15 protein-coding genes are annotated in these 17,999 nt (G+C 71.3%); 4 read left to right on the forward strand and 11 right to left on the reverse strand.

Going from position 1 to position 17,999, the window contains the following annotated elements; genetic code table 11:
- Positions 1-397: 397 nt before the first annotated feature.
- Positions 398-1,012, forward strand: coding sequence for a YceI family protein (locus ACIQ5Y_RS37520; protein ID WP_403891241.1), 615 nt, complete (start codon positions 398-400; stop codon positions 1,010-1,012).
- A 17-nt stretch (positions 1,013-1,029) separates the two neighbouring features.
- On the opposite strand, the gene ACIQ5Y_RS37525 is transcribed toward ACIQ5Y_RS37520, so the two are convergent.
- The 6 genes from ACIQ5Y_RS37525 to ureA all read right to left on the reverse strand — a co-directional run bounded on the left by ACIQ5Y_RS37525 (position 1,030) and on the right by ureA (position 8,729).
- On the reverse strand, positions 1,030-2,394 hold the full coding sequence (locus ACIQ5Y_RS37525) for a hypothetical protein (RefSeq protein WP_403891244.1): 1,365 nt from the start codon (positions 2,392-2,394) through the stop codon (positions 1,030-1,032).
- A gap of 72 nt (positions 2,395-2,466) precedes the next feature.
- The gene (gene cimA, locus ACIQ5Y_RS37530; protein WP_403891247.1) at positions 2,467-4,095 is read right to left on the reverse strand and encodes a citramalate synthase; all 1,629 of its coding nucleotides are present in this window, start codon (positions 4,093-4,095) and stop codon (positions 2,467-2,469) included.
- 439 nt (positions 4,096-4,534) lie between these two features.
- Positions 4,535-5,155 carry a TetR/AcrR family transcriptional regulator gene (locus tag ACIQ5Y_RS37535; RefSeq protein ID WP_403891250.1) on the reverse strand — a complete coding sequence of 207 codons (621 nt, stop codon included), beginning with the start codon at positions 5,153-5,155 and terminating at the stop codon, positions 4,535-4,537.
- 29 nt (positions 5,156-5,184) lie between these two features.
- On the reverse strand, positions 5,185-6,237 hold the full coding sequence (locus tag ACIQ5Y_RS37540; protein WP_403891253.1) for an agmatine/peptidylarginine deiminase: 1,053 nt from the start codon (positions 6,235-6,237) through the stop codon (positions 5,185-5,187).
- Positions 6,238-6,270: 33 nt separating this feature from the next.
- Positions 6,271-7,953 carry an urease subunit alpha gene (locus ACIQ5Y_RS37545; RefSeq protein WP_403891351.1) on the reverse strand — a complete coding sequence of 561 codons (1,683 nt, stop codon included), beginning with the start codon at positions 7,951-7,953 and terminating at the stop codon, positions 6,271-6,273.
- A gap of 56 nt (positions 7,954-8,009) precedes the next feature.
- Positions 8,010-8,729, reverse strand: a complete 720-nt coding sequence (ureA, locus tag ACIQ5Y_RS37550) for an urease subunit gamma (RefSeq protein WP_403891255.1) — start codon at positions 8,727-8,729, stop codon at positions 8,010-8,012.
- Positions 8,730-8,886: 157 nt separating this feature from the next.
- Here ureA and ACIQ5Y_RS37555 point away from each other — a divergent pair, with 157 nt between their 5' ends.
- Positions 8,887-10,329, forward strand: a complete 1,443-nt coding sequence (locus tag ACIQ5Y_RS37555) for a cytosine permease (protein WP_403891258.1) — start codon at positions 8,887-8,889, stop codon at positions 10,327-10,329.
- A 68-nt stretch (positions 10,330-10,397) separates the two neighbouring features.
- Here ACIQ5Y_RS37555 and ACIQ5Y_RS37560 read toward each other — a convergent pair whose 3' ends face one another.
- From ACIQ5Y_RS37560 to ACIQ5Y_RS37575, 4 genes are all read right to left on the reverse strand, one after another.
- Positions 10,398-11,483, reverse strand: a complete 1,086-nt coding sequence (locus ACIQ5Y_RS37560) for a branched-chain amino acid aminotransferase (RefSeq protein WP_403891261.1) — start codon at positions 11,481-11,483, stop codon at positions 10,398-10,400.
- Positions 11,484-11,709: 226 nt separating this feature from the next.
- Positions 11,710-12,750 carry a 3-isopropylmalate dehydrogenase gene (locus tag ACIQ5Y_RS37565; protein ID WP_384754010.1) on the reverse strand — a complete coding sequence of 347 codons (1,041 nt, stop codon included), beginning with the start codon at positions 12,748-12,750 and terminating at the stop codon, positions 11,710-11,712.
- A gap of 88 nt (positions 12,751-12,838) precedes the next feature.
- Positions 12,839-12,973, reverse strand: coding sequence for a hypothetical protein (locus ACIQ5Y_RS37570; RefSeq protein WP_403891265.1), 135 nt, complete (start codon positions 12,971-12,973; stop codon positions 12,839-12,841).
- Positions 12,974-13,234: 261 nt separating this feature from the next.
- Complete coding sequence (locus ACIQ5Y_RS37575) at positions 13,235-14,116, reverse strand: LysR family transcriptional regulator (RefSeq protein ID WP_403891268.1); 882 nt, start codon at positions 14,114-14,116, stop codon at positions 13,235-13,237.
- Positions 14,117-14,214: 98 nt separating this feature from the next.
- On the opposite strand from ACIQ5Y_RS37575, the gene ACIQ5Y_RS37580 reads away from it, so the two are divergent.
- Both ACIQ5Y_RS37580 and ACIQ5Y_RS37585 read left to right on the forward strand, forming a co-directional pair.
- The gene (locus ACIQ5Y_RS37580) at positions 14,215-15,228 is read left to right on the forward strand and encodes an NADP-dependent oxidoreductase (protein WP_403891271.1); all 1,014 of its coding nucleotides are present in this window, start codon (positions 14,215-14,217) and stop codon (positions 15,226-15,228) included.
- A 122-nt stretch (positions 15,229-15,350) separates the two neighbouring features.
- The gene (locus ACIQ5Y_RS37585) at positions 15,351-17,381 is read left to right on the forward strand and encodes a phosphocholine-specific phospholipase C (protein ID WP_403891274.1); all 2,031 of its coding nucleotides are present in this window, start codon (positions 15,351-15,353) and stop codon (positions 17,379-17,381) included.
- A gap of 16 nt (positions 17,382-17,397) precedes the next feature.
- On the opposite strand, the gene ACIQ5Y_RS37590 is transcribed toward ACIQ5Y_RS37585, so the two are convergent.
- Positions 17,398-17,937, reverse strand: coding sequence for a GNAT family N-acetyltransferase (locus ACIQ5Y_RS37590; RefSeq protein ID WP_403891277.1), 540 nt, complete (start codon positions 17,935-17,937; stop codon positions 17,398-17,400).
- Positions 17,938-17,999 lie beyond the last annotated feature (62 nt).

The following is a 17,999-nucleotide window of genomic DNA, read 5'->3' on the forward strand; positions in this document are numbered from 1 at the left end:
GCTTGCCCTTGGCGTGCTGGGTCTCGGTCGCGCGGTCACTCGGGCCGCGCCGCGCCTGCTCACGCAGCGAGTGCAGCTCGGCCACGCGCCCGCGGGCGTCCGTGGGCTCGCTCGGGGTCTGGTCCACAACGGTCATGTACCGACCTTACGAAGCGGGCCATCAAAAACCTCCGTTCATTCCGCACAGTCTCCGGAGTGTTCCGCTGTCCGGCCCGCACAGTACGGCGAAGGGATGCAAGGACTTCACCAGACGGGACCTTCGTCCTTTGTGTGACTTCCACAAATCCGCGCGACACCCACCGAGGATGTTGAATTTTGAACGGAATAGGCCTAACGTCGTTCTCGTTGAGGTCGTTGAACATTCAACAGACCGGATCCCCCCACCGAGGAGTACGTCATGGGCATCTTCACCCGCCGCAGCCAGACCGCCGACGCCACCACCACCGCCGCCACGCTCGCAGTGGACCCGGCGCTCGCCGCCCTCACCGGCGACTACGCCATCGACCCCGCCCACAGCAGCATCGGCTTCACCGTCCGGCACGCCATGGTGACCAACGTGCGCGGCGGCTTCGAGACGTTCGAGGGCAGCCTGCACCTGGACGGCGGCGAGCCCGCCCGGTCCACCGCCTCCATCGACGTGACGATCGGTTCGGTCAACACCGGCATCGCGGACCGCGACGCCCACCTGCTGGGCAGCGACTTCTTCGACGCCGAGCTCTTCCCGAAGATGACCTTCCGGTCCACCGGGGCGGCGCAGCTGGGCGGCGACAAGTACCGCATCACCGGCGAGCTGACCATCAAGGACGTGACCCGGCCGCTCTCCATCGACCTGGAGTTCAACGGCTCCGCCACCGACGTCTACGGCAGCGAGCGCGTGGGCTTCGAGGGCTCGGCCGAGATCCTGCGCTCCGAGTGGGGCCTGACCTGGAACGCCGCGCTGGAGGCCGGCGGCGTGATGGTCAGCGACAAGGTGAAGCTGACCTTCGACATCTCCGCGATCAAGCAGGCCTGAGCGGAGCCCGGGGGCGGCTAGAAGCCGCCCCCGCCGTCGAACCCGCCGCCCCCGTCGAACCCGCCACCGCCACCGAAGTCCCCGCCGCCGAAGTCGGACGGGTTGAAGTCGGCCCCGGACACGTCCCCGCCGTCGAAGCCGTTGTCGAAGCCGTTGCCGCCGCCGAAGTCGGAGGCGTAGGCCGGGCTGGACATCATCGAACCGAGCATCGTGCCCACGAGGAGGCCGGGCAGGATGCCGCCGCCGAAGTAGCCGCCGGCCCAGGGACCGTACGCCGGGCCGGCGTCGTAGTAGGGGCGCGGCCCGTGTTCGGTGTCGACCGTGCGCACCGCCGGGTCCAGGCCGTCGCGCAGCCGGACCGCGTCCGCCGTACAGACGGGCACGGTACGGGCGGCCCCGCCGGCCGGAGCCCAGGTGGCGTCCTCGGTGCTCGGCCCGTGGCGCGGGTCGAAGAAGCACGGCGAACGGCGCTCGGGCAGGGGCTCGCCCTTCCGGCGCGCGTCCAGGCGGGCCAGCGCGTACCGGCCGTCCTCCAGGGCCTGTGTGACCCCCTTGACCTCTTCCGGGTACTGGACCGAGGCCATGATCTGCTTGGCCCTCTCGTACGAGTCGAGCCCCTGCTCGTAGTCCTTGCGCATGGCGTCGTCCGCGCCGGGCTCGCCGGGGTGGAAGTCGAGCCGGTCGAGTTCCTCGCCGAAGGCCGTGATGTCCTCGTCGACGACCACGCCGAGCCGCTCGATCGCCTCGCGCCGGGCCTCTTCCTTCTTCTTCCGGTTGCGCCGCACCAGCGCGTACGCACCGCCGCCGCCGACTGCGGCGACCGCGGCGAGGGTGATCAGTCCGCCCACGGGGGCTCCGGAGTCCGCGGCGGTGCCGCCCCAGGAGGCGGGGGCGCGGCCCTTGGTCTGGCTCAGGGCCTGGTCCACGAAGTTGTCCAGCTGGGTGCTCGCGTCGGGCGAGCCCACCTTCACCGCGTCGGTCAGGTTGCGGACGGCGTTCCCCGGCATGACCGCCCGGTCGGCGCCGGCGTCGAAGCCGTCGCCGAGCCGGATCGCGTACAGCCCGGTGATGCCCGTCTCGGCGCGGACGGCGCGCAGCACCGTGTCCTGGGGGAACTCCGAGGTGGCGGGCAGCACGGCGACGAACACCGGCTTCCCCGCGTCCTTGATCTTCTTCGCGAGGGCGTCCGCCTGGGCCTTCGGCAGCTGGGCCTCGGCCCGGGGGTCGACGTAGACGGGCCCGCGCTTGAGGGCCTCCCCCACGGCGGCGACGCCCGTGTCGGCCGACGCCTGCGGGGCGACCACGAGAGCGGTCGCCGACAGGGCCAGCAGCAGACCGGACAGCACCGATCCAATTCGTACGGATATCAGCCTGGTCCTCATACACACGAAGCTACCCGAACGGGCTAACTCTTGTGTGAATGGGACATAAGCGCGCCCGGGCGGGTGACGGGGCTACTCGGGCGGTTCCACGCCCGCGTGCAGGAGGCCGTACGTGAAGGCGTCCTCCAGGGCCTGCCAGGAGGCGGCGATCACGTTTTCCGCGACGCCGACCGTGGACCACTCGCGGCTGCCGTCCGTCGTGGAGATCAGGACGCGGGTCGTGGACTCCGTGCCGTGCTTGCCCTCCAGGATGCGGACCTTGTAGTCGATGAGCTCGAACTTGGCCAGCTGGGGGTAGAAGCGCTCCAGGGCCACCCGCAGGGCGCGGTCCAGCGCGTTGACCGGGCCGTTGCCCTCCGCCGTGGCGACGATCCGCTCGCCCTTGGCCCACAGCTTGACCGTGGCCTCGTTGGCGTGGGTGCCGTCCGGGCGGTCCTCGACGATCGCGCGCCAGGACTCGATGCGGAAGTACCTGCGGGCCCGGCCCTCGGCCTCCGCGCGCAGCAGCAGCTCGAAGGAGGCGTCGGCCGCCTCGTAGGTGTAGCCCTGGAGCTCGCGCTCCTTGACCCGCTCCACGACCCGCGAGATCAGCGCGCGGTCGCCGTTGAGGTCGACGCCGAGTTCCTTGCCCTTGAGCTCGATGGAGGCCCGGCCGGCCATGTCGGAGACCAGCATCCGCATGGTGTTGCCGACCCGCTCGGGGTCGATGTGCTGGTAGAGGTCCGGGTCGACCTTGATGGCCGAGGCGTGCAGGCCCGCCTTGTGCGCGAAGGCGGAGAGGCCGACGTACGGCTGGTGCGTGGAGGGGGTGAGGTTCACGACCTCGGCGATGGCGTGCGAGATCCGGGTCATCTCGGCCAGCGCGCCCTCGGGGAGCACCTGGCGCCCGTACTTGATCTCCAGGGCCGCGACCACGGGGAAGAGGTTGGCGTTGCCGACGCGCTCGCCGTAGCCGTTCGCCGTGCACTGGACGTGCGTGGCGCCGGCGTCGACGGCCGCGAGGGTGTTGGCGACGGCGCAGCCGGTGTCGTCCTGGGCGTGGATGCCGAGACGGGCGCCGGTGTCGGCGAGGACGGTGGCGACGGTGGCGGTCACCTGGGCGGGGAGCATGCCGCCGTTGGTGTCGCAGAGGATGACGACGTCGGCGCCGGCCTCGTGGGCGGCGCGCACGACGGACTTCGCGTACTCGGCGTTGGCCCGGTAGCCGTCGAAGAAGTGCTCGCAGTCGACGAAGACGCGGCGCCCCTGGGCGACCAGGTGGGAGACGGTGTCGCGGACCATCTCCACGTTCTCGTCGAGGGTGGTGCGCAGGGCGAGCTCGACGTGGCGGTCGTGGGACTTGGCGACGAGGGTGATCACCGGGGCGCCGGACTCCAGCAGGGCCCGCACCTGCGGGTCCGTGGCGGCCGAACCGCCGGCGCGGCGGGTCGCGCCGAAGGCGACGAGCTGGGCGTTCTTGAAGTCGATCTCCGCACGGGCACGGGCGAAGAACTCGGTGTCACGGGGGTTGGCGCCGGGCCAGCCGCCTTCGATGAAGCCCACGCCGAACTCGTCCAGGTGACGGGCGATCGTCAGCTTGTCGGCGACGGTGAGGTTGATGCCCTCGCGCTGGGCGCCGTCGCGCAGGGTGGTGTCGAAGACGTGGAAGCTGTCGTCCAGGCCCCCGGACAGCACATGTGCCGCCTCTGGTGTCGTCGTCATGCTGATCTGACTCCTGTCGGATGAGTGGTTCCGGATACCCGGGGGATCCACTGCCCCCATCATCGCGCGCGTTCACGTCCCGGCATGGATGAGGCCGGGAAACGAAAAGACCTCTCGCGGGTGCGAGAGGTCTGCGCGCGGGTCTGGGGCACGGTGGCCGCTTCCCGCGAAGGTCTTCCACGGTTCAGCGGTCACTGAGGACCGGCGCGCTGCTGGCGATAATCATGAGCTGAGCAGGCACGCTCGCAGTGTGCCATACCGCTTGCCGCGGATGGACGGCGATCTCACGATGCGGGCACTCGCCCCGCACCCACCCGCTCCGGGCCGCGGGCGATCCAGCCCTGCCGGCGTTTGAGGCGCGGGGTCCGGGGCGGAGCCCCGGCAGCGGCGCCGTGGCCGACCGCCCGTGCACCACCGGCCGTGCCCGCAAGAGCCGGGCCTACGGCAGGGGGGTGAGTGCTGCCGTGAGGTATTCGCGGACGTGGTCCAGGATTTCCGCACGGTCGACCGTCGGCAGACCGACCGCCAGCTGGATGCTGAAGCCGTCCAGGAGCGCCCGGGTGCGTGCCGCGAAACGATCGGCGTCCACCGGGCGGAACTCGCCGCGCGAGATGCCCTCCGCGAGCAGGGCCACCAGGTCGCGGTGCCAGGCGCCCTCGATGGCCGCCTGTCGGTCGCGCTCCTCGGGGCCGGCGTTCTGGGAGCGGTTCCAGACCTCCAGCCACAGCGTCCAGTGCGGGTCGCGGGCCTGCGTGGGCACGTAGAGGTCCACGTACGCCGCCAGCCGCTCCCGCACCGGCCCGCGCCGGGACAGCAGCGCGCGCCGTTCGGTGCCCAGTTCCGCCTCGCTCCACTCCAGGGTCTGCAGCAGGAGCTCGTCCTTGCTGCGGAAGTAGTAGAGGAGGTGGCCGCTGCTCATGCCCACCTCGCGGCCCAGACCGGCCATGGTCAGGCCCTCCAGCCCGCGCTCGGCGATCGTGGCCATGGCGGCGACGAGTACGTCCTCGCGCGGGGGCGCGTTCTTGCGCGCCGCCCGTACCGGTACTCCGCCCGCCGCCATGGTCACTCCTTCGAACGTGGTGCCTCGGGTCAGACCTTCGGCTGCTGCTGGGTGATGCAGTGGATACCGCCACCCCCGGCGAAAATCGTACGTGCGTCGACGAGCGTCACCGTCCGCTCCGGGAACAGTCCGCGGAAGATCTCGGCCGCCTCCTCGTCGCGCGGGTCGTCGAAGGAGCACAGGACGACGCCGTCGTTGCACAGGTAGTGGTTGATGTAGGAGTAGTCCACCCACTCCCCGTCCTCTTCCAGCACGGTCGGCGCCGGGATCTCCACGACCTCGAGCCGCCGGCCCTGGGCGTCCGTGGACGCGCGCAGGATGGCCGCGATGGTCTTGCAGCGCTCGTGGTCCGGGTGGGCCGGGTCGGGCTGGCTGTGGACCATGACGACGCCGGGGCGGGCGAAGGCGGCGACGATGTCGACGTGGCCCTGCGTGCCGTAGGTGCCGTAGTCGCCGGCCAGGCCGTAGGGGAGCCAGATCGCCTTGGTGGTGCCGAGGTGGGCGTGGATCTCCTGCTCGACCTGCTCGCGGGTCCAGTCGGGGTTGCGGCCCTTGCCCAGCTGGACGGTGTCGGTGAGGAGCACGGTGCCCTCGCCGTCCACGTGGATGGCGCCGCCCTCGTTGACGAGCGGGGTGCTGTAGGTGCGGGTGCCGACCACGTCCGAGATGTGCCGGGCGATCTTGGAGTCGTGCTCCCAGCGGGCCCATTCCTGGGCGCCCCAGCCGTTGAAGGTCCAGTCGACGGCCGCCAGCTCGCCGGCGTCGTTGGTGACGAAGGTCGGGCCGATGTCGCGCATCCAGGCGTCGTCGAGGTCCCGCTCCACCAGCACCAGTTCGTGGCCGTCGGCCCCTCCGGCGATCGCGCGGGCGCTCTCGGCGTCACCGGGCGAGACGACGAGGGTCACGGGCTCGTACGTGCGTACCGCGCGGGCCACGGCTCCCCAGGCCTCGCGGGCCTCGGCGAGCTCCTGCTCGTTGGTGAAAGTGGGGTTGGGGCTCGGCCAGGCCATCCAGGTGCGCTCGTGGGGCATCCACTCGGCGGGCATCCGGAATCCGTCGTTCACGGGCTTGTTCGTGGTCATGAGGGGTCCTTACGGGCTTGCGGGCAAGGCTGCTTAGAGGAAGTACAGGCGATTGAGGGAGACCGAGTCGGCCGCTTCGGAGCGCAGCGGTTCCCCGTCGAGGGAGACGAGGCCGCTGCGCGCGTCCACATCGACCGCGCCCACCCGGGAGTTGAGGAGCAGGTCCCCCGGGCCGATGCCGCGGGTGCCGCGGACGGCGACCCGGCGCCGGCGGGTCGGCATCTCGTCGCTGCCCAGGGCCGCCGCGGCGGCCGAGACGAAGGCGACGGAGATGTCGGCGGCCGTGGCCCCGTACGAGCCGAACTGCGGTCCGAGGACCAGCGGTTCGCAGGTGTCGGTGGCCGCGTTGGGGTCGCCGGTGACCCCGTAGGCCGGGAAGCCCGACTTGAGCACCAGCTGCGGCTTGGCGCCGAAGAACTGGGGGCGCCACAGCACGATGTCGGCGAGCTTGCCGACCTCGATGGAGCCGATCTCGTGGGCCAGGCCGTGGGCGATGGCCGGGTTGATGGTCAGCTTGGCCATGTAGCGCAGCACGCGGGCGTTGTCGTCGCCCTCGCCGTCGCCGTCCAGCGGGCCGAGCTCGCCCTTCATCTTGGCGGCCATGGCGAAGGTGCGGCGTACGGTCTCGCCCGCGCGTCCCATGCCCTGGGCGTCGGAGGAGGTGATGCCGATCGCGCCCAGGTCGTGCAGCACGTCCTCGGCGCCCATGGTGCCCGCGCGGATCCGGTCCCGGGCCATGGCCGCGTCGCCGGGGAGGTCCGGCTTGAGGTCGTGGACGGAGACGATCATTCCGTAGTGCTCGGCGACCGCGTCCCGGCCGAAGGGCAGGGTGGGGTTGGTGGAGGAGCCGATGACGTTCGGCACGCCCGCCATCTTGAGCACGTTCGGGACGTGCCCGCCGCCGCAGCCCTCGATGTGGAAGGCGTGGATCGTACGGCCTTCCAGCACCCGCAGGGTGTCCTCGACGGAGAGGCATTCGTTCAGGCCGTCGCTGTGCAGGGCGACCTGTACGTCGTGCTCCTCGGCCACGCGCAGCGCCGTGTCCAGGGCCCGGGTGTGGGCACCCATGTCCTCGTGGACCTTGAAGCCGGACGCACCGCCCTCGGCGAGGGCCTCGACGAGCGGGGCGGCGTCCGAGGATGAGCCGCGGGCGAGGAAGCCGATGTTGACGGGCCAGGCGTCGAAGGCGTTGAAGGCGTGCTTCAGCGCCCACGGGGAGTTGACGCCGACGCCCCAGACCGGGCCGAACTCCTGGCCGATGATCGTGGTGACGCCCGCGGCGAGCGAGGCCTCCATGACGCGCGGGGAGAGCAGGTGCACGTGGGTGTCCACCGCTCCGGCCGTCGCGATCAGGCCCTCGCCGGAGACGATCGACGTGCCCGTGCCGACGACCACGTCGACGCCGTCGAGGGTGTCGGGGTTGCCGGCCCGGCCGATCGCGTGGATCCGGCCCTCGCGGATGCCGATGGACACCTTGCGGATGCCGAGCACCGCGTCGATCACCAGGACGTTGCTGATGACGACGTCGCAGGTCTCGCGGACCGCGGCGGCCTTCAGGTGCAGGCCGTCACGGGCGGTCTTGCCGAAGCCGGCCAGGAACTCGTCCCCGGGCTTCTGCGCGTCGGACTCCACCCGGACGGTCAGTCCGGAGTCGCCGAGCCGCACCCGGTCCCCGGCGCGGGGGCCGAAGACGGAGGCGTACTCGTGGGGGTCGATGTGCCGGCTGCCGGGGGCGCAGTGCGCGCTGTGGTCGGTGTGCGGGGTCTGACGGCTCACGCCTGGTCTCCTTCCGGGGCGCCTGCGGTGGTGTCGGCCACGCCCAGGTAGCCGCAGGCGGCGGCCCGGCGCAGGGCCTCCGCCTTGGCGCCGGGGGCGTCGAGCGGGCCGTCGACCAGGCCCGCGAAGCCGATGGCGATGCGGTCGCCGCCGATCGGGACCAGGCCGACCTCGCCCTCGCCGTGCGGGTCGAACCGGACGGACGAGCCGGCCGGCACGCACAGCCGCATGCCGTAGGCGGCGGCGCGGTCGAAGTCGAGGCGCGGGTTGGCCTCGAAGAAGTGGAAGTGGGAGGTGACGCTCACCGGCACCGCGGCGGTGTTGCGCACCCGCAGGTGCAGCACCGGTTCCGGCTGGGGGACGCCGGGGCCGGGGACGACCGCGCCAGGGGCGTCGTCGCCGAGCGACGCCGCGCCCTGGATGGGCGACGAGACCACCGCGAGACGGGATCCGTCGTCGAAGACGGCCTCCACGTGCACCTCGGAGACCACATCGGCCACACCGGGCAGGACGTCGTCCGGGCCCAGCACGCCGCGGGCCTCCTCGATCGCCTCCGCCAGTCGCTTGCCGTCACGGGCCGCCTCGCAGACCGTGTCCGCGATCAGCGCGGTGGCCTCGGGGACGTTGAGCCGCAGGCCCCGGGCCCGCCGGGCCCTGGCCAGTTCAGCAGCGCTGCGGAGCAGCAGCCGGTCGCGCTCCGTAGGGGTCAGCCGCATGCCGATCCACCACCTCTTGAGTCGATGGGTTAGAGCATCACTCTAACTCTTCATTTCCTCGCAAGGAATCATTGACCTGAGACCAGGGAGTAAGTCACATTGAGTGTCGCTCAAACGAATACGCAACCACCCCCCGCCCTGCCAAGGGAGTCCCCCCATGCCCATCGAACAGCGCGGAGTCGACACCATCCCGGAGGAGGAGCGGACGAGCGGTCCCCGTGACCTGATCTCGATCCTCCTCGGCTCCAACCTCTGCCTCGGTGTGATCGTCTTCGGCTGGCTGCCCCCGTCCTTCGGGCTGGGTCTGTGGCCCTCGGTCACCGCCATCGTGACCGGCACCCTCGTCGGGATCGCCTTCACCGCGCCGCTGGCACTCGTCTCGCTGCGAACCGCCACCAACCTCTCCACCTCCAGCGGCGCCCAGTTCGGCGTAAGGGGGCGGCTGGTCGGCTCCGTCGTCGGCCTGCTGCTCGCCCTCGGCTACACCGCGCTCACCCTGTGGATCGGTGGTGACGTGATGGTCGGCACCCTGGCCCGGCTGATCGGCCTGCCGGACACGGGCCTCACCCACGCCGCGATGTACGGGGTCCTGGCTGCGTTCACGGTGGTCGGAGCGGTGTTCGGCTACCGCCTGCTGCTGCGCATGAGCAAGGCGCTCTCGATCGGCATGGTGATCCTGCTGGCCATCGGGATCTACGCCTACGCGCCCGGTTTCACCACCGCCGCCCCGGCGGACACCTCGTACCTGCTCGGCTCCTTCTGGCCGACCTGGATACTCGCCGCCGTCGCCGCCGGCCTCAGCGGTCCCGTCGCCTTCATCACCCTGCTCGGGGACTACACGCGCTACGTCTCCCCCCGCAAGCACAGCTCCCGCAAGGTCTACTGGGCCACCTGTCTGGGCCTGCTGATCGGCCTGCTGGTGCCGCAGCTGTTCGGCACCTACACCGCGCTCGCCGCCGGCGCCGGAGCCGACTACGCCGGGCCGCTCGTGGAGGCGTCGCCCTTCTGGTACCTGGTGCCGCTGCTGGTGGCCGCGGCCGCCGGTTCGGTGGGCAACGCCGGCCTGATGCTCTACTCCATGGGCCTCGACCTGGACGCCATCGTCCCCAAGGCCACCCGCACCAAGGCCACCGTGATCGCCGCTTCCGTCGCCACGGCCTTCGTCTTCATCGGCTCCTTCGAGTGGGACGTCCAGTCCGCGATGACGTCCTTCGTACTGCTGCTGACCGCAATCGGCACCCCGTGGGCCGTGATCACCCTGATCGGCTACGTGCGCTGCCGCGGCCGGTACGACGCCGACGCCCTCCAGGTCTTCAACCGCCGCTCGGTCGGTGGCATCTACTGGTACCGCGGCGGCTGGAACATCGCGGCCACCGCCTCCTGGGCGATCGGCGCCGGGGTCGGCCTGCTCGCGGTGACCACCCCCTTCTACGAGGGCCCGCTGCTCTCCCTCACCGGCGGCGTGGACTGCTCCTTCGTCCTCTCCGGCCTGGTCGGAGGCCTGGTCTACACGGCCCTGACCGCCCGCACCGCCCCGGTGACCGCCCCCGCCCCCGCCTCCGCCTCCGCCGAGGAGCCGGAGCCCGCGGCCGCCGTCTGATCCGGCCCCGTACGCGAGAAGGGCCCGCCTCCCGATCGGGAGGCGGGCCCTTCTCGCGTTCCGGGGGACTAGCCCAGCGGGTGCATCCAGCCGTGGGTGTCGGCGGCGTGGCCCGTCTGGAGGTCCAGGAGGGCCTTGCGGAGCTTCATGGTGACCTCGCCGGGCTCGCCGTCGCCCTGGGTCCAGTTGGCGCGCTCGGACTTGACCGAGCCGACCGGGGTGATCACGGCCGCGGTGCCGCAGGCGAACACCTCGGTGAGGGTGCCGTTGGCGTTGTCGCGCTCCCAGTCCTCGGTGGTGATCCGGCCCTCCTCGGCGGTGTAGCCGAGGTCGCGGGCGATGGTGAGGAGGGAGTCGCGGGTGATGCCCGGGAGGAGCGAGCCGGTGAGCTCGGGGGTGACGATGCGGTCCCCGTACACGAAGTACAGGTTCATCCCGCCCATCTCCTCGATCCAGCGGTGCTCGACGGCGTCGAGCCAGACCACCTGGTCGCAGCCGTGCGAGGCCGCCTGGGCCTGGGCGACCAGGGACGCCGCGTAGTTGCCGCCGGTCTTGGCCGCGCCGGTGCCGCCCTTCGCCGCCCGGACGTACTCCTCGGAGAGCCAGACGGAGACGGGCTTCACGCCGCCGGGGAAGTACGCGCCGGCGGGCGAGGCGATGACGATGAAGAGGAACTCGTTGGCCGGGCGGACACCGAGCCCGACCTCGGAGGCGAACATGAAGGGGCGCAGGTACAGGGAGGCCTCGCCGGAGTCCGGCACCCAGGCCCGGTCCTGCTGGACGAGGGCGTCGCAGGCCGCGATGAACAGCTCGGTCGGCAGCTCCGGCATGGCCATGCGGCGCGCGGAGGCCTGGAAGCGCTCGGCGTTGGCCTGCGGGCGGAAGGTGGCGACGGTGCCGTCGGTCTGCTTGTACGCCTTGAGGCCCTCGAAGATGGTCTGCGCGTAGTGCAGGGTCATGTTCGCCGGGTCGATCGACAGCGGCGCGTACGGGACCAGCTCTGCGTCGTGCCAGCCGCGACCCTCGGTCCACTTGATCGTCACCATGTGGTCGGTGAAGTGGCGGCCGAAGCCGGGGCTGGCCAGGATCGCCTCGCGCTCCGCGTCGGACAGCGGGTGCGAGGAGGGCTTGAGCTCGATCGTGGGCGTCGTCATGAGTGCTTGTCCTTCACCGGTTGTGTATGGCGGACCGCGCTCACGGCGTACTAGGACGTCCGAGCTTCCCCGTATTCCGCGGCCTCGCGTTCGATTATCGCGCGCACGAGGACTTCGGAGAAGCGGGGGTAGCGGCCCAGGGGAGATGGTGGCACCCGGGGCCGCGCAGGAAAAGCCGCCGGGTCGCCTGTGTGACCCGACGGCTTCCTGGAGTGGTGCTGCCGGGTCAGCCGGCTACTCGCGCGGCGAGTGCGTCGCCGATCGCGTCGGTGGAGCGGAAGGTGCCGTCGCGCTCCGCGAGGTCGGCGGAGACCGCGTCCTCGATGCGGACGGCCTGGGCCTCGTAGCCCAGGTGACGCAGCAGGAGGGCCACGGAGAGGATCGTCGCGGTCGGGTCGGCCTTGCCGGTGCCCGCGATGTCCGGGGCCGAGCCGTGGACGGGCTCGAACATGGACGGGAACGCGCCGGTCGGGTTGATGTTCCCGGAGGCGGCGAGGCCGATTCCGCCGGTCACGGCGGCGGCCAGGTCGGTGAGGATGTCACCGAAGAGGTTGTCCGTCACGATGACGTCGAAGCGCTCGGGCTGGGTGACGAAGAAGATCGTCGCGGCGTCGACGTGCAGGTAGTCGGTGGTGACCTCGGGGTACTCCTGGCCGACCTTGTCGAAGATGTTCTTCCACATGTGGCCCGCGTACACGAGGACGTTGTTCTTGTGGACCAGGGTCAGCTTCTTGCGGGGGCGGGCGTTGGCCCGCTCGTACGCGTCACGGACGACGCGCTCGACACCGTACGCGGTGTTGATGCTGACCTCGGTGGCCACCTCGGCGGGGGTGCCGGTGCGCAGGCTGCCGCCGTTGCCGGTGTACGGACCCTCGGTGCCCTCGCGGACCACGACGAAGTCGATCTCCGGGCGACCGGCCAGCGGGGTGGCCGTGTTCGGGAAGAGCTTCGAGGGGCGCAGGTTGATGAAGTGGTCGAAGGCGAAGCGGAGCTTCAGCAGCAGGCCGCGCTCCAGCACGCCGGACGGGACCGAGGGGTCGCCGATGGCGCCCAGCAGGATCGCGTCGTGGTGCTTGAGGGCTTCGAGCTCCGCGTCCGGGAGGGTCTCACCGGTGCGGTGCCAGCGCTGGGCGCCGAGGTCGTATTCCTTGGTCTCCAGCTTCACATCCTGGGGCAGGACCGCGGTAAGGACCTTGAGGCCCTGAGCCACGACTTCCTGGCCGATGCCATCACCGGGGATCACTGCGAGATTGATGCTGGTCGACATGGCGAAACCGTACTCCCTGTCCCAGCCCTCAGACATATTGCGTCCGCCATGTGGACGCGTGCCGCAATATGTCCGATGAGCGGGTTGATCAGTGGCCGGTCGCGCCGCCGTTGTCACGGCGGTCGAGCGCGCGCTGGAGGGCGGCGGCGGCGTTCTTGCGGTCGACGTCGGCCGTGGAGGAGCGGCGGACGCGGCGGGCTGCGGTGGCGGTGGTGGTCTTCATGAGGGGAGCGACTCCTTGAGATCACGGCGTGGCGGGGCCACGGATGAGGGGTTCCTTCAAGGCGCCGGAAGGGGCGGGGAGCAGTGCGCCGCAGGGGTTGCCTGCCGGGGCGCGCGCTCTCTACCGCCATTCGCCTGATCAGCGAGACGTTCGGCTCCTACAAAGCTAGGGCAGCTCCCGCTGTCTGTCTCCGCAATTACTCGGACTTCCTACTATCTGAGACGCCGAGCCACCCGGAAGGCCGCTCCAAGGGCTCCGTTTTCAGCCGCTTGAGGAGCGAAGTTCCCTGATCAGGGCCCTTGTGGCGAGGGTGGCGGCCGATTCCGGTGTGGTGACGTATCCCACGCGCCTCACCGGCCCCTCGGGGCCCAGACAGGTGACGTCGACGGCGCCGGTCGCCTCCCGGAGGGACAGCTCGGGCATGATCGCCATGCCGAGCCCGCGGCCGACCATGGTCAGCACCATCGCGTCGTCCTCCGCCTTGACGGTGGCCCGGGGGATCCAGTCCTGCGCCCTCCACCAGGCCCGCGTGTACGAGCCGCAGTTCTCGTCCCAGTCCATCAGGGGCAGCGTCTTCGGCTCGGGGTGCCCCGCCGGGTGCACCAGGGCGTACGCCTCCTCCACCAGCACCCCGCTCAGCAGACCCGGCGCCACGCCCTGCGCGCCGCCCAGGGTCGCGATGCCGAGGTCCGCGCGACCGGCGGCGACCTCCCCCGCCGCACCGGGGCCGATCTCCCGGACCACCCTGACCTCGGGGCGGATGCCGGGGTGGCGGGCGGTGAGCCGCTCCAGGGCGGGCGGCAGCAGGTGCAGGGCCGCACTGCGGAAGGCGGCGATGCGGAGCACACCGCCCACCGGGTCCGCGCCGGTGCCCGCGCCGCGCACCTCCGCGCCCATCACCTCGTACAGCCTCAGGATCCGGCGGGCGTGGCCGACGGCCCGCTCCCCGGCAGCGGTGGGCGTGGCGCCGCTGCGGCCGCGTGCGAAGAGCACCGCGCCGAGCTTGGTCTCGGTGCCGCGCACGGAGTGCGAGACGGCCGACTGGGTGAGGCCGAGCGCGGCCGCCGCGGCGGAGAAACCGCCGCTCTCGGCTACTGCGACCAGGACCCGCAGTTCCCGCGGCGCGGGCTCGCTGGCTGTCATGGCCTTCACCTCGTTCTATGAGCGCCGTTCATGGATGTGCCGCTTCCATGAACCGAACCCCCTGCCCGGCCCCTTGATTCCCTCCTAGCGTCTGCGCCATGACCACGAACACCGCATACGCCGTCCACCAGATCGCCCGGCCTTCCGGCTTCCCCACCGCCCGCGACTTCGCCTACGCCGAGATCCCGATGCCGCGGCCGGCGCCCGGCACGGCCCTCGTGGAGAACCTGCTGCTCTCCGTGGACCCGTACCACCGCGGGTTGATGGACGGCGGCGAGGGCGGCTTCGAACTCGGAGCCCCGCTCGAAGGCCGTTCGGTGGGCCGGGTGATCGCCTCCCGCGACCCCGGCCTGACCGAGGGCGACCTGGTCTTCCACCGCGAGGGCTGGCGCACGCACGCCCTGGTCGCCCTGGGCTCGGGCGGCACACGCAAGCTGCGCGGCCACGAGGGCGTCCCCCTGGAGGCGTACCTCTCCATCCTCGGCGGCACCGGCCTGACCGCGTACGCCGCCCTCACCCGGACCGCGGCCCTGCGCGAGGGCGAGGACCTCTTCGTCTCGGCCGCGGCGGGCGGGGTCGGCACGGCCACCGGCCGCATCGCCCGGCTGCTCGGCGCCCGCCGGGTCATCGGCAGCGCCGGCTCGGCGGCCAAGGTCCGCCACCTCACCGGGATGCTGGGCTTCGACGCGGCCTTCGACTACCACGACGGGCCGGTCGGCGAGCAGCTCGCGAAGGCCGCCCCCGACGGCATCGACGTCTACGTGGACAACGTCGGCGGGGAGCACCTGGAGGGCGCGATCGACGTGCTGCGCGAGTACGGGCGGATCGCCTGGGTCGGCGGCCTCTCGCTCTACAACGGCGACCGGTCCCCCGCCGCGCCCCGCAACCTCTTCGAGGTCGTACACAAGTCACTGCGACTGGAAGGAGTATTGGTTCGCAATCACACCAATCTCCAGGACGAGCTGGAGGACTTCCTCGTCCCGCATCTGCGCAGTGGCCGGATCGGCACCGACACCACCGTTGTACAGGGCTTCGATCACACGGTGGACGCTTTCCTGGGCATGTTCCGGGGGGACAATCTGGGCAAGATGCTTGTGCGGATCGACGACTGATTCCAGCCAACCGGATGTTCACCGAGTTCTTACCGCACGGATGTAGACCTTTGCATCGGCTGCCGCCACTCTTTCCTGCGTCAATGTGCCAACGGGGCACTGCAGTTGGAGGCGAGGACCCAGTGACACCGATCAGCCGCAGAGGTTTCGTGGGAATCGGCGCGGGACTGGTGGCCGGGGCGGCCCTGCCTCCGCTCCTGCCGACGACGGCGGCCGCGGCCGCCGCGACCGGCACCATCACCGATGTGAAGCACGTCGTGATCCTGATGCAGGAGAACCGCAGCTTCGACCACTACTTCGGCAAGCTGAAGGGTGTCCGCGGCTTCGGCGACCGCGCCGCCGGCAACATCCCCGGCGGCTGGGGCACCTTCAACCAGTACAACTGGGGCGCCCGCCAGTACCCGTGGAAGCTGTCCGCCACCCCCGCGGCCGGCGGGGCCGACAGCGAGACCCTCGCCCAGTGCACCGGTGACCTCCCGCACAGCTGGAGCTCCCAGCACGGCGCCTGGAACAAGGGCCGGATGGACAACTGGGTCACCGCCGTCGGCAAGACCCACACCCTCGGCTACCTCGACCGCGGCGACATCCCCTTCCACTACGGGCTCGCCGACAACTACACGATCTGCGACGCCTACTTCTGCTCCACGCTCAGCGCGACCGGCCCCAACCGCACCTTCCTGTGGAGCGGCAAGGTCGACGCGGGCAGCAAGGACGGCGGCGACGAGTCCGGGCTGACCTGGGAGACGTACGCGGAGGCGCTCCAGCGTGCCGGGATGACCTGGAAGGTCTACCAGAACGCCCAGGACAACTACGGGGACAACGGGCTCGCCTACTTCAAGAAGTTCACCGACGCCAAGCCGGGCGACCCGCTGTGGGACCGCGGCATGGGCTCCGTGCCGAAGGTGACCGGCTCCACCCCCGACGACATCGCCGCCGCCATCCGCGCCGACGTCGTCGCCGGAACCCTCCCGCAGGTCTCCTGGGTCGTGGCGAACGAGGCCTTCTCCGAGCACCCGTACGCCCCGCCCGGGGACGGCGCGCACTTCGTGGACCTGGTCTACCGAGCGCTCGCCGCGAACCCGGAGGTCTTCGACTCCACCGTCCTGTTCCTCAACTACGACGAGAACGACGGCTTCTTCGACCACGTGGCGCCGCCCATAGCCCCGCCGGGCACCCCCGGCGAGTACATCGACGGGATCCCGGTCGGCCTCGGCTTCCGCGTCCCCATGATCGTGATGTCGCCGTGGACGCGGGGCGGCTGGGTCAGCTCCGAGGTCTTCGACCACACCTCCGTGCTGCGCTTCATGGAGACCTGGACGGCCGCCCTGGGCACCCCCGCCACCTGCCCGAACATCAGCGCGTGGCGCCGCAAGGTCGTCGGCGACCTGACCGGCGTCTTCGACTTCGCACACCCGGTCTACGGGGTGCCCTCGGGCCTCCCGGGCACGGCCAAGGTCATCGGCCAGTCGACGTGCGGCCCGCTGCCCAACCCGGCGCCGCAGGACAACGCCCTCCCGGCCCAGGAGCCCGGCACCCGCCCGGCTCGGGCCCTCCCGTACCAGGTGAACGGCAACATGGACCGGCTGGAGTTCGGCGCGGCCGGCAAGATCCTGGCCTGGTTCTCCATGACCAACCAGGGCGCCGAGGCGAAGCGGCCCGCGCACTTCTCGATCCACCCGCACCAGTACCGGGACACGGCCGCCTGGCAGTACACGGTCGACCCGGGCGCCACGTCGAGCGACTACTTCAACATCGGGCTCGGCAGCGGCTCCGGGAAGTACGACATCTCGATGTACGGCCCGAACCGCTTCCTGCGGCGCTTCCTGGGCGACGCCACGAAGCCCGGCAAGTCCCTGGAGGTCGCGGCCCGCTTCGCCGTCGAACCGGGCACCGGCAAGACCGCGATCTGGTTCAAGATGACGAACGCCTCGGCCTCGCCGGTCACCTTCACGATCCGCTCGAACGCCTACCGCACCGACGGCCCGTGGACGTACACCGTCCCGGCGAACTCCTCCACCGAGGACTACTTCAACGCGGTGGCGTACAGCAACGGCTGGTACGACTTCACGATCCTCGCCGACTCCGACGGCACCTGGTCGCGCCGCTACACGGGCCACATCGAGACGGGCGCCCCGAGCATCTCGGGCAGCTAGGCCCACCGGGGGCGGCTCAGAGCACGTCCCCGTCCCGCCAGTCGAAGTCGAGCCGCCCGGCGGGGTCCAGCCGGACCCCGCCGGGCGGCACCCACACGTACGTGGAGCCCTCCTCGTCGGCGAGCCGCACCGGCCCGTCCGGCGAGAGCGCCCCGATCCGGCCGCCCCACACCTGCCAGCCGCGCCCCTCGTAGAGCCTGGCCCCCGCCTCCGAAGCCGACAGCGCGCCCAGTACGTAGGCCCGCGCCACGACCCGTTCCAGCCCGGCCATGACCTGCCCACCGAGGCCACGGCGCCGCGCATCGGCCCGTACGGCGACGGCCTCGACGTATCCCGTGCGCAGGGCGCGTCCCGCGTGCACGACCCGCCGCTGCACCACACTGCCGTGCGCGACGAGCCGGCCGTCCTCGCGGATCAGCACGTGCATCCCGCCCAGCGCGTGCTCGTGGTCCTCTTCGGAGAAGTCCCCGCCGAAGGCCCCGTCGAGCAGCTCCCGTACCTCCCGCAGCTCGCCGTCGGTCAGCTCCGAGGTGTGCGCGGTCCGCGTGTCGGTCATCCCGGGACCGTACCAAGGCGGCCTCATCGCGGACGCGGAACGCCGTACACCGGCCGCGATGG

The sequence above is a fragment of the Streptomyces sp. NPDC096339 genome, from assembly GCF_044762985.1.
In the GTDB taxonomy this organism is placed as follows: domain Bacteria; phylum Actinomycetota; class Actinomycetes; order Streptomycetales; family Streptomycetaceae; genus Streptomyces.

Bases quoted from the DNA above. Each gene is read 5' to 3' on its own strand.
- ACIQ5Y_RS37520 (WP_403891241.1), top strand. From the start codon at position 398: ATGGGCATCTTCACCCGCCGCAGCCAGACCGCCGACGCCACCACCACC.
- ACIQ5Y_RS37525 (WP_403891244.1), bottom strand. From the start codon at position 2,394: ATGAGGACCAGGCTGATATCCGTACGAATTGGATCGGTGCTGTCCGGT.
- cimA (WP_403891247.1), bottom strand. From the start codon at position 4,095: ATGACGACGACACCAGAGGCGGCACATGTGCTGTCCGGGGGCCTGGAC.
- ACIQ5Y_RS37535 (WP_403891250.1), bottom strand. From the start codon at position 5,155: ATGGCGGCGGGCGGAGTACCGGTACGGGCGGCGCGCAAGAACGCGCCC.
- ACIQ5Y_RS37540 (WP_403891253.1), bottom strand. From the start codon at position 6,237: ATGACCACGAACAAGCCCGTGAACGACGGATTCCGGATGCCCGCCGAG.
- ureA (WP_403891255.1), bottom strand. From the start codon at position 8,729: ATGCGGCTGACCCCTACGGAGCGCGACCGGCTGCTGCTCCGCAGCGCT.
- ACIQ5Y_RS37555 (WP_403891258.1), top strand. From the start codon at position 8,887: ATGCCCATCGAACAGCGCGGAGTCGACACCATCCCGGAGGAGGAGCGG.
- ACIQ5Y_RS37560 (WP_403891261.1), bottom strand. From the start codon at position 11,483: ATGACGACGCCCACGATCGAGCTCAAGCCCTCCTCGCACCCGCTGTCC.
- ACIQ5Y_RS37565 (WP_384754010.1), bottom strand. From the start codon at position 12,750: ATGTCGACCAGCATCAATCTCGCAGTGATCCCCGGTGATGGCATCGGC.
- ACIQ5Y_RS37570 (WP_403891265.1), bottom strand. From the start codon at position 12,973: ATGAAGACCACCACCGCCACCGCAGCCCGCCGCGTCCGCCGCTCCTCC.
- ACIQ5Y_RS37575 (WP_403891268.1), bottom strand. From the start codon at position 14,116: ATGACAGCCAGCGAGCCCGCGCCGCGGGAACTGCGGGTCCTGGTCGCA.
- ACIQ5Y_RS37580 (WP_403891271.1), top strand. From the start codon at position 14,215: ATGACCACGAACACCGCATACGCCGTCCACCAGATCGCCCGGCCTTCC.
- ACIQ5Y_RS37590 (WP_403891277.1), bottom strand. From the start codon at position 17,937: ATGACCGACACGCGGACCGCGCACACCTCGGAGCTGACCGACGGCGAG.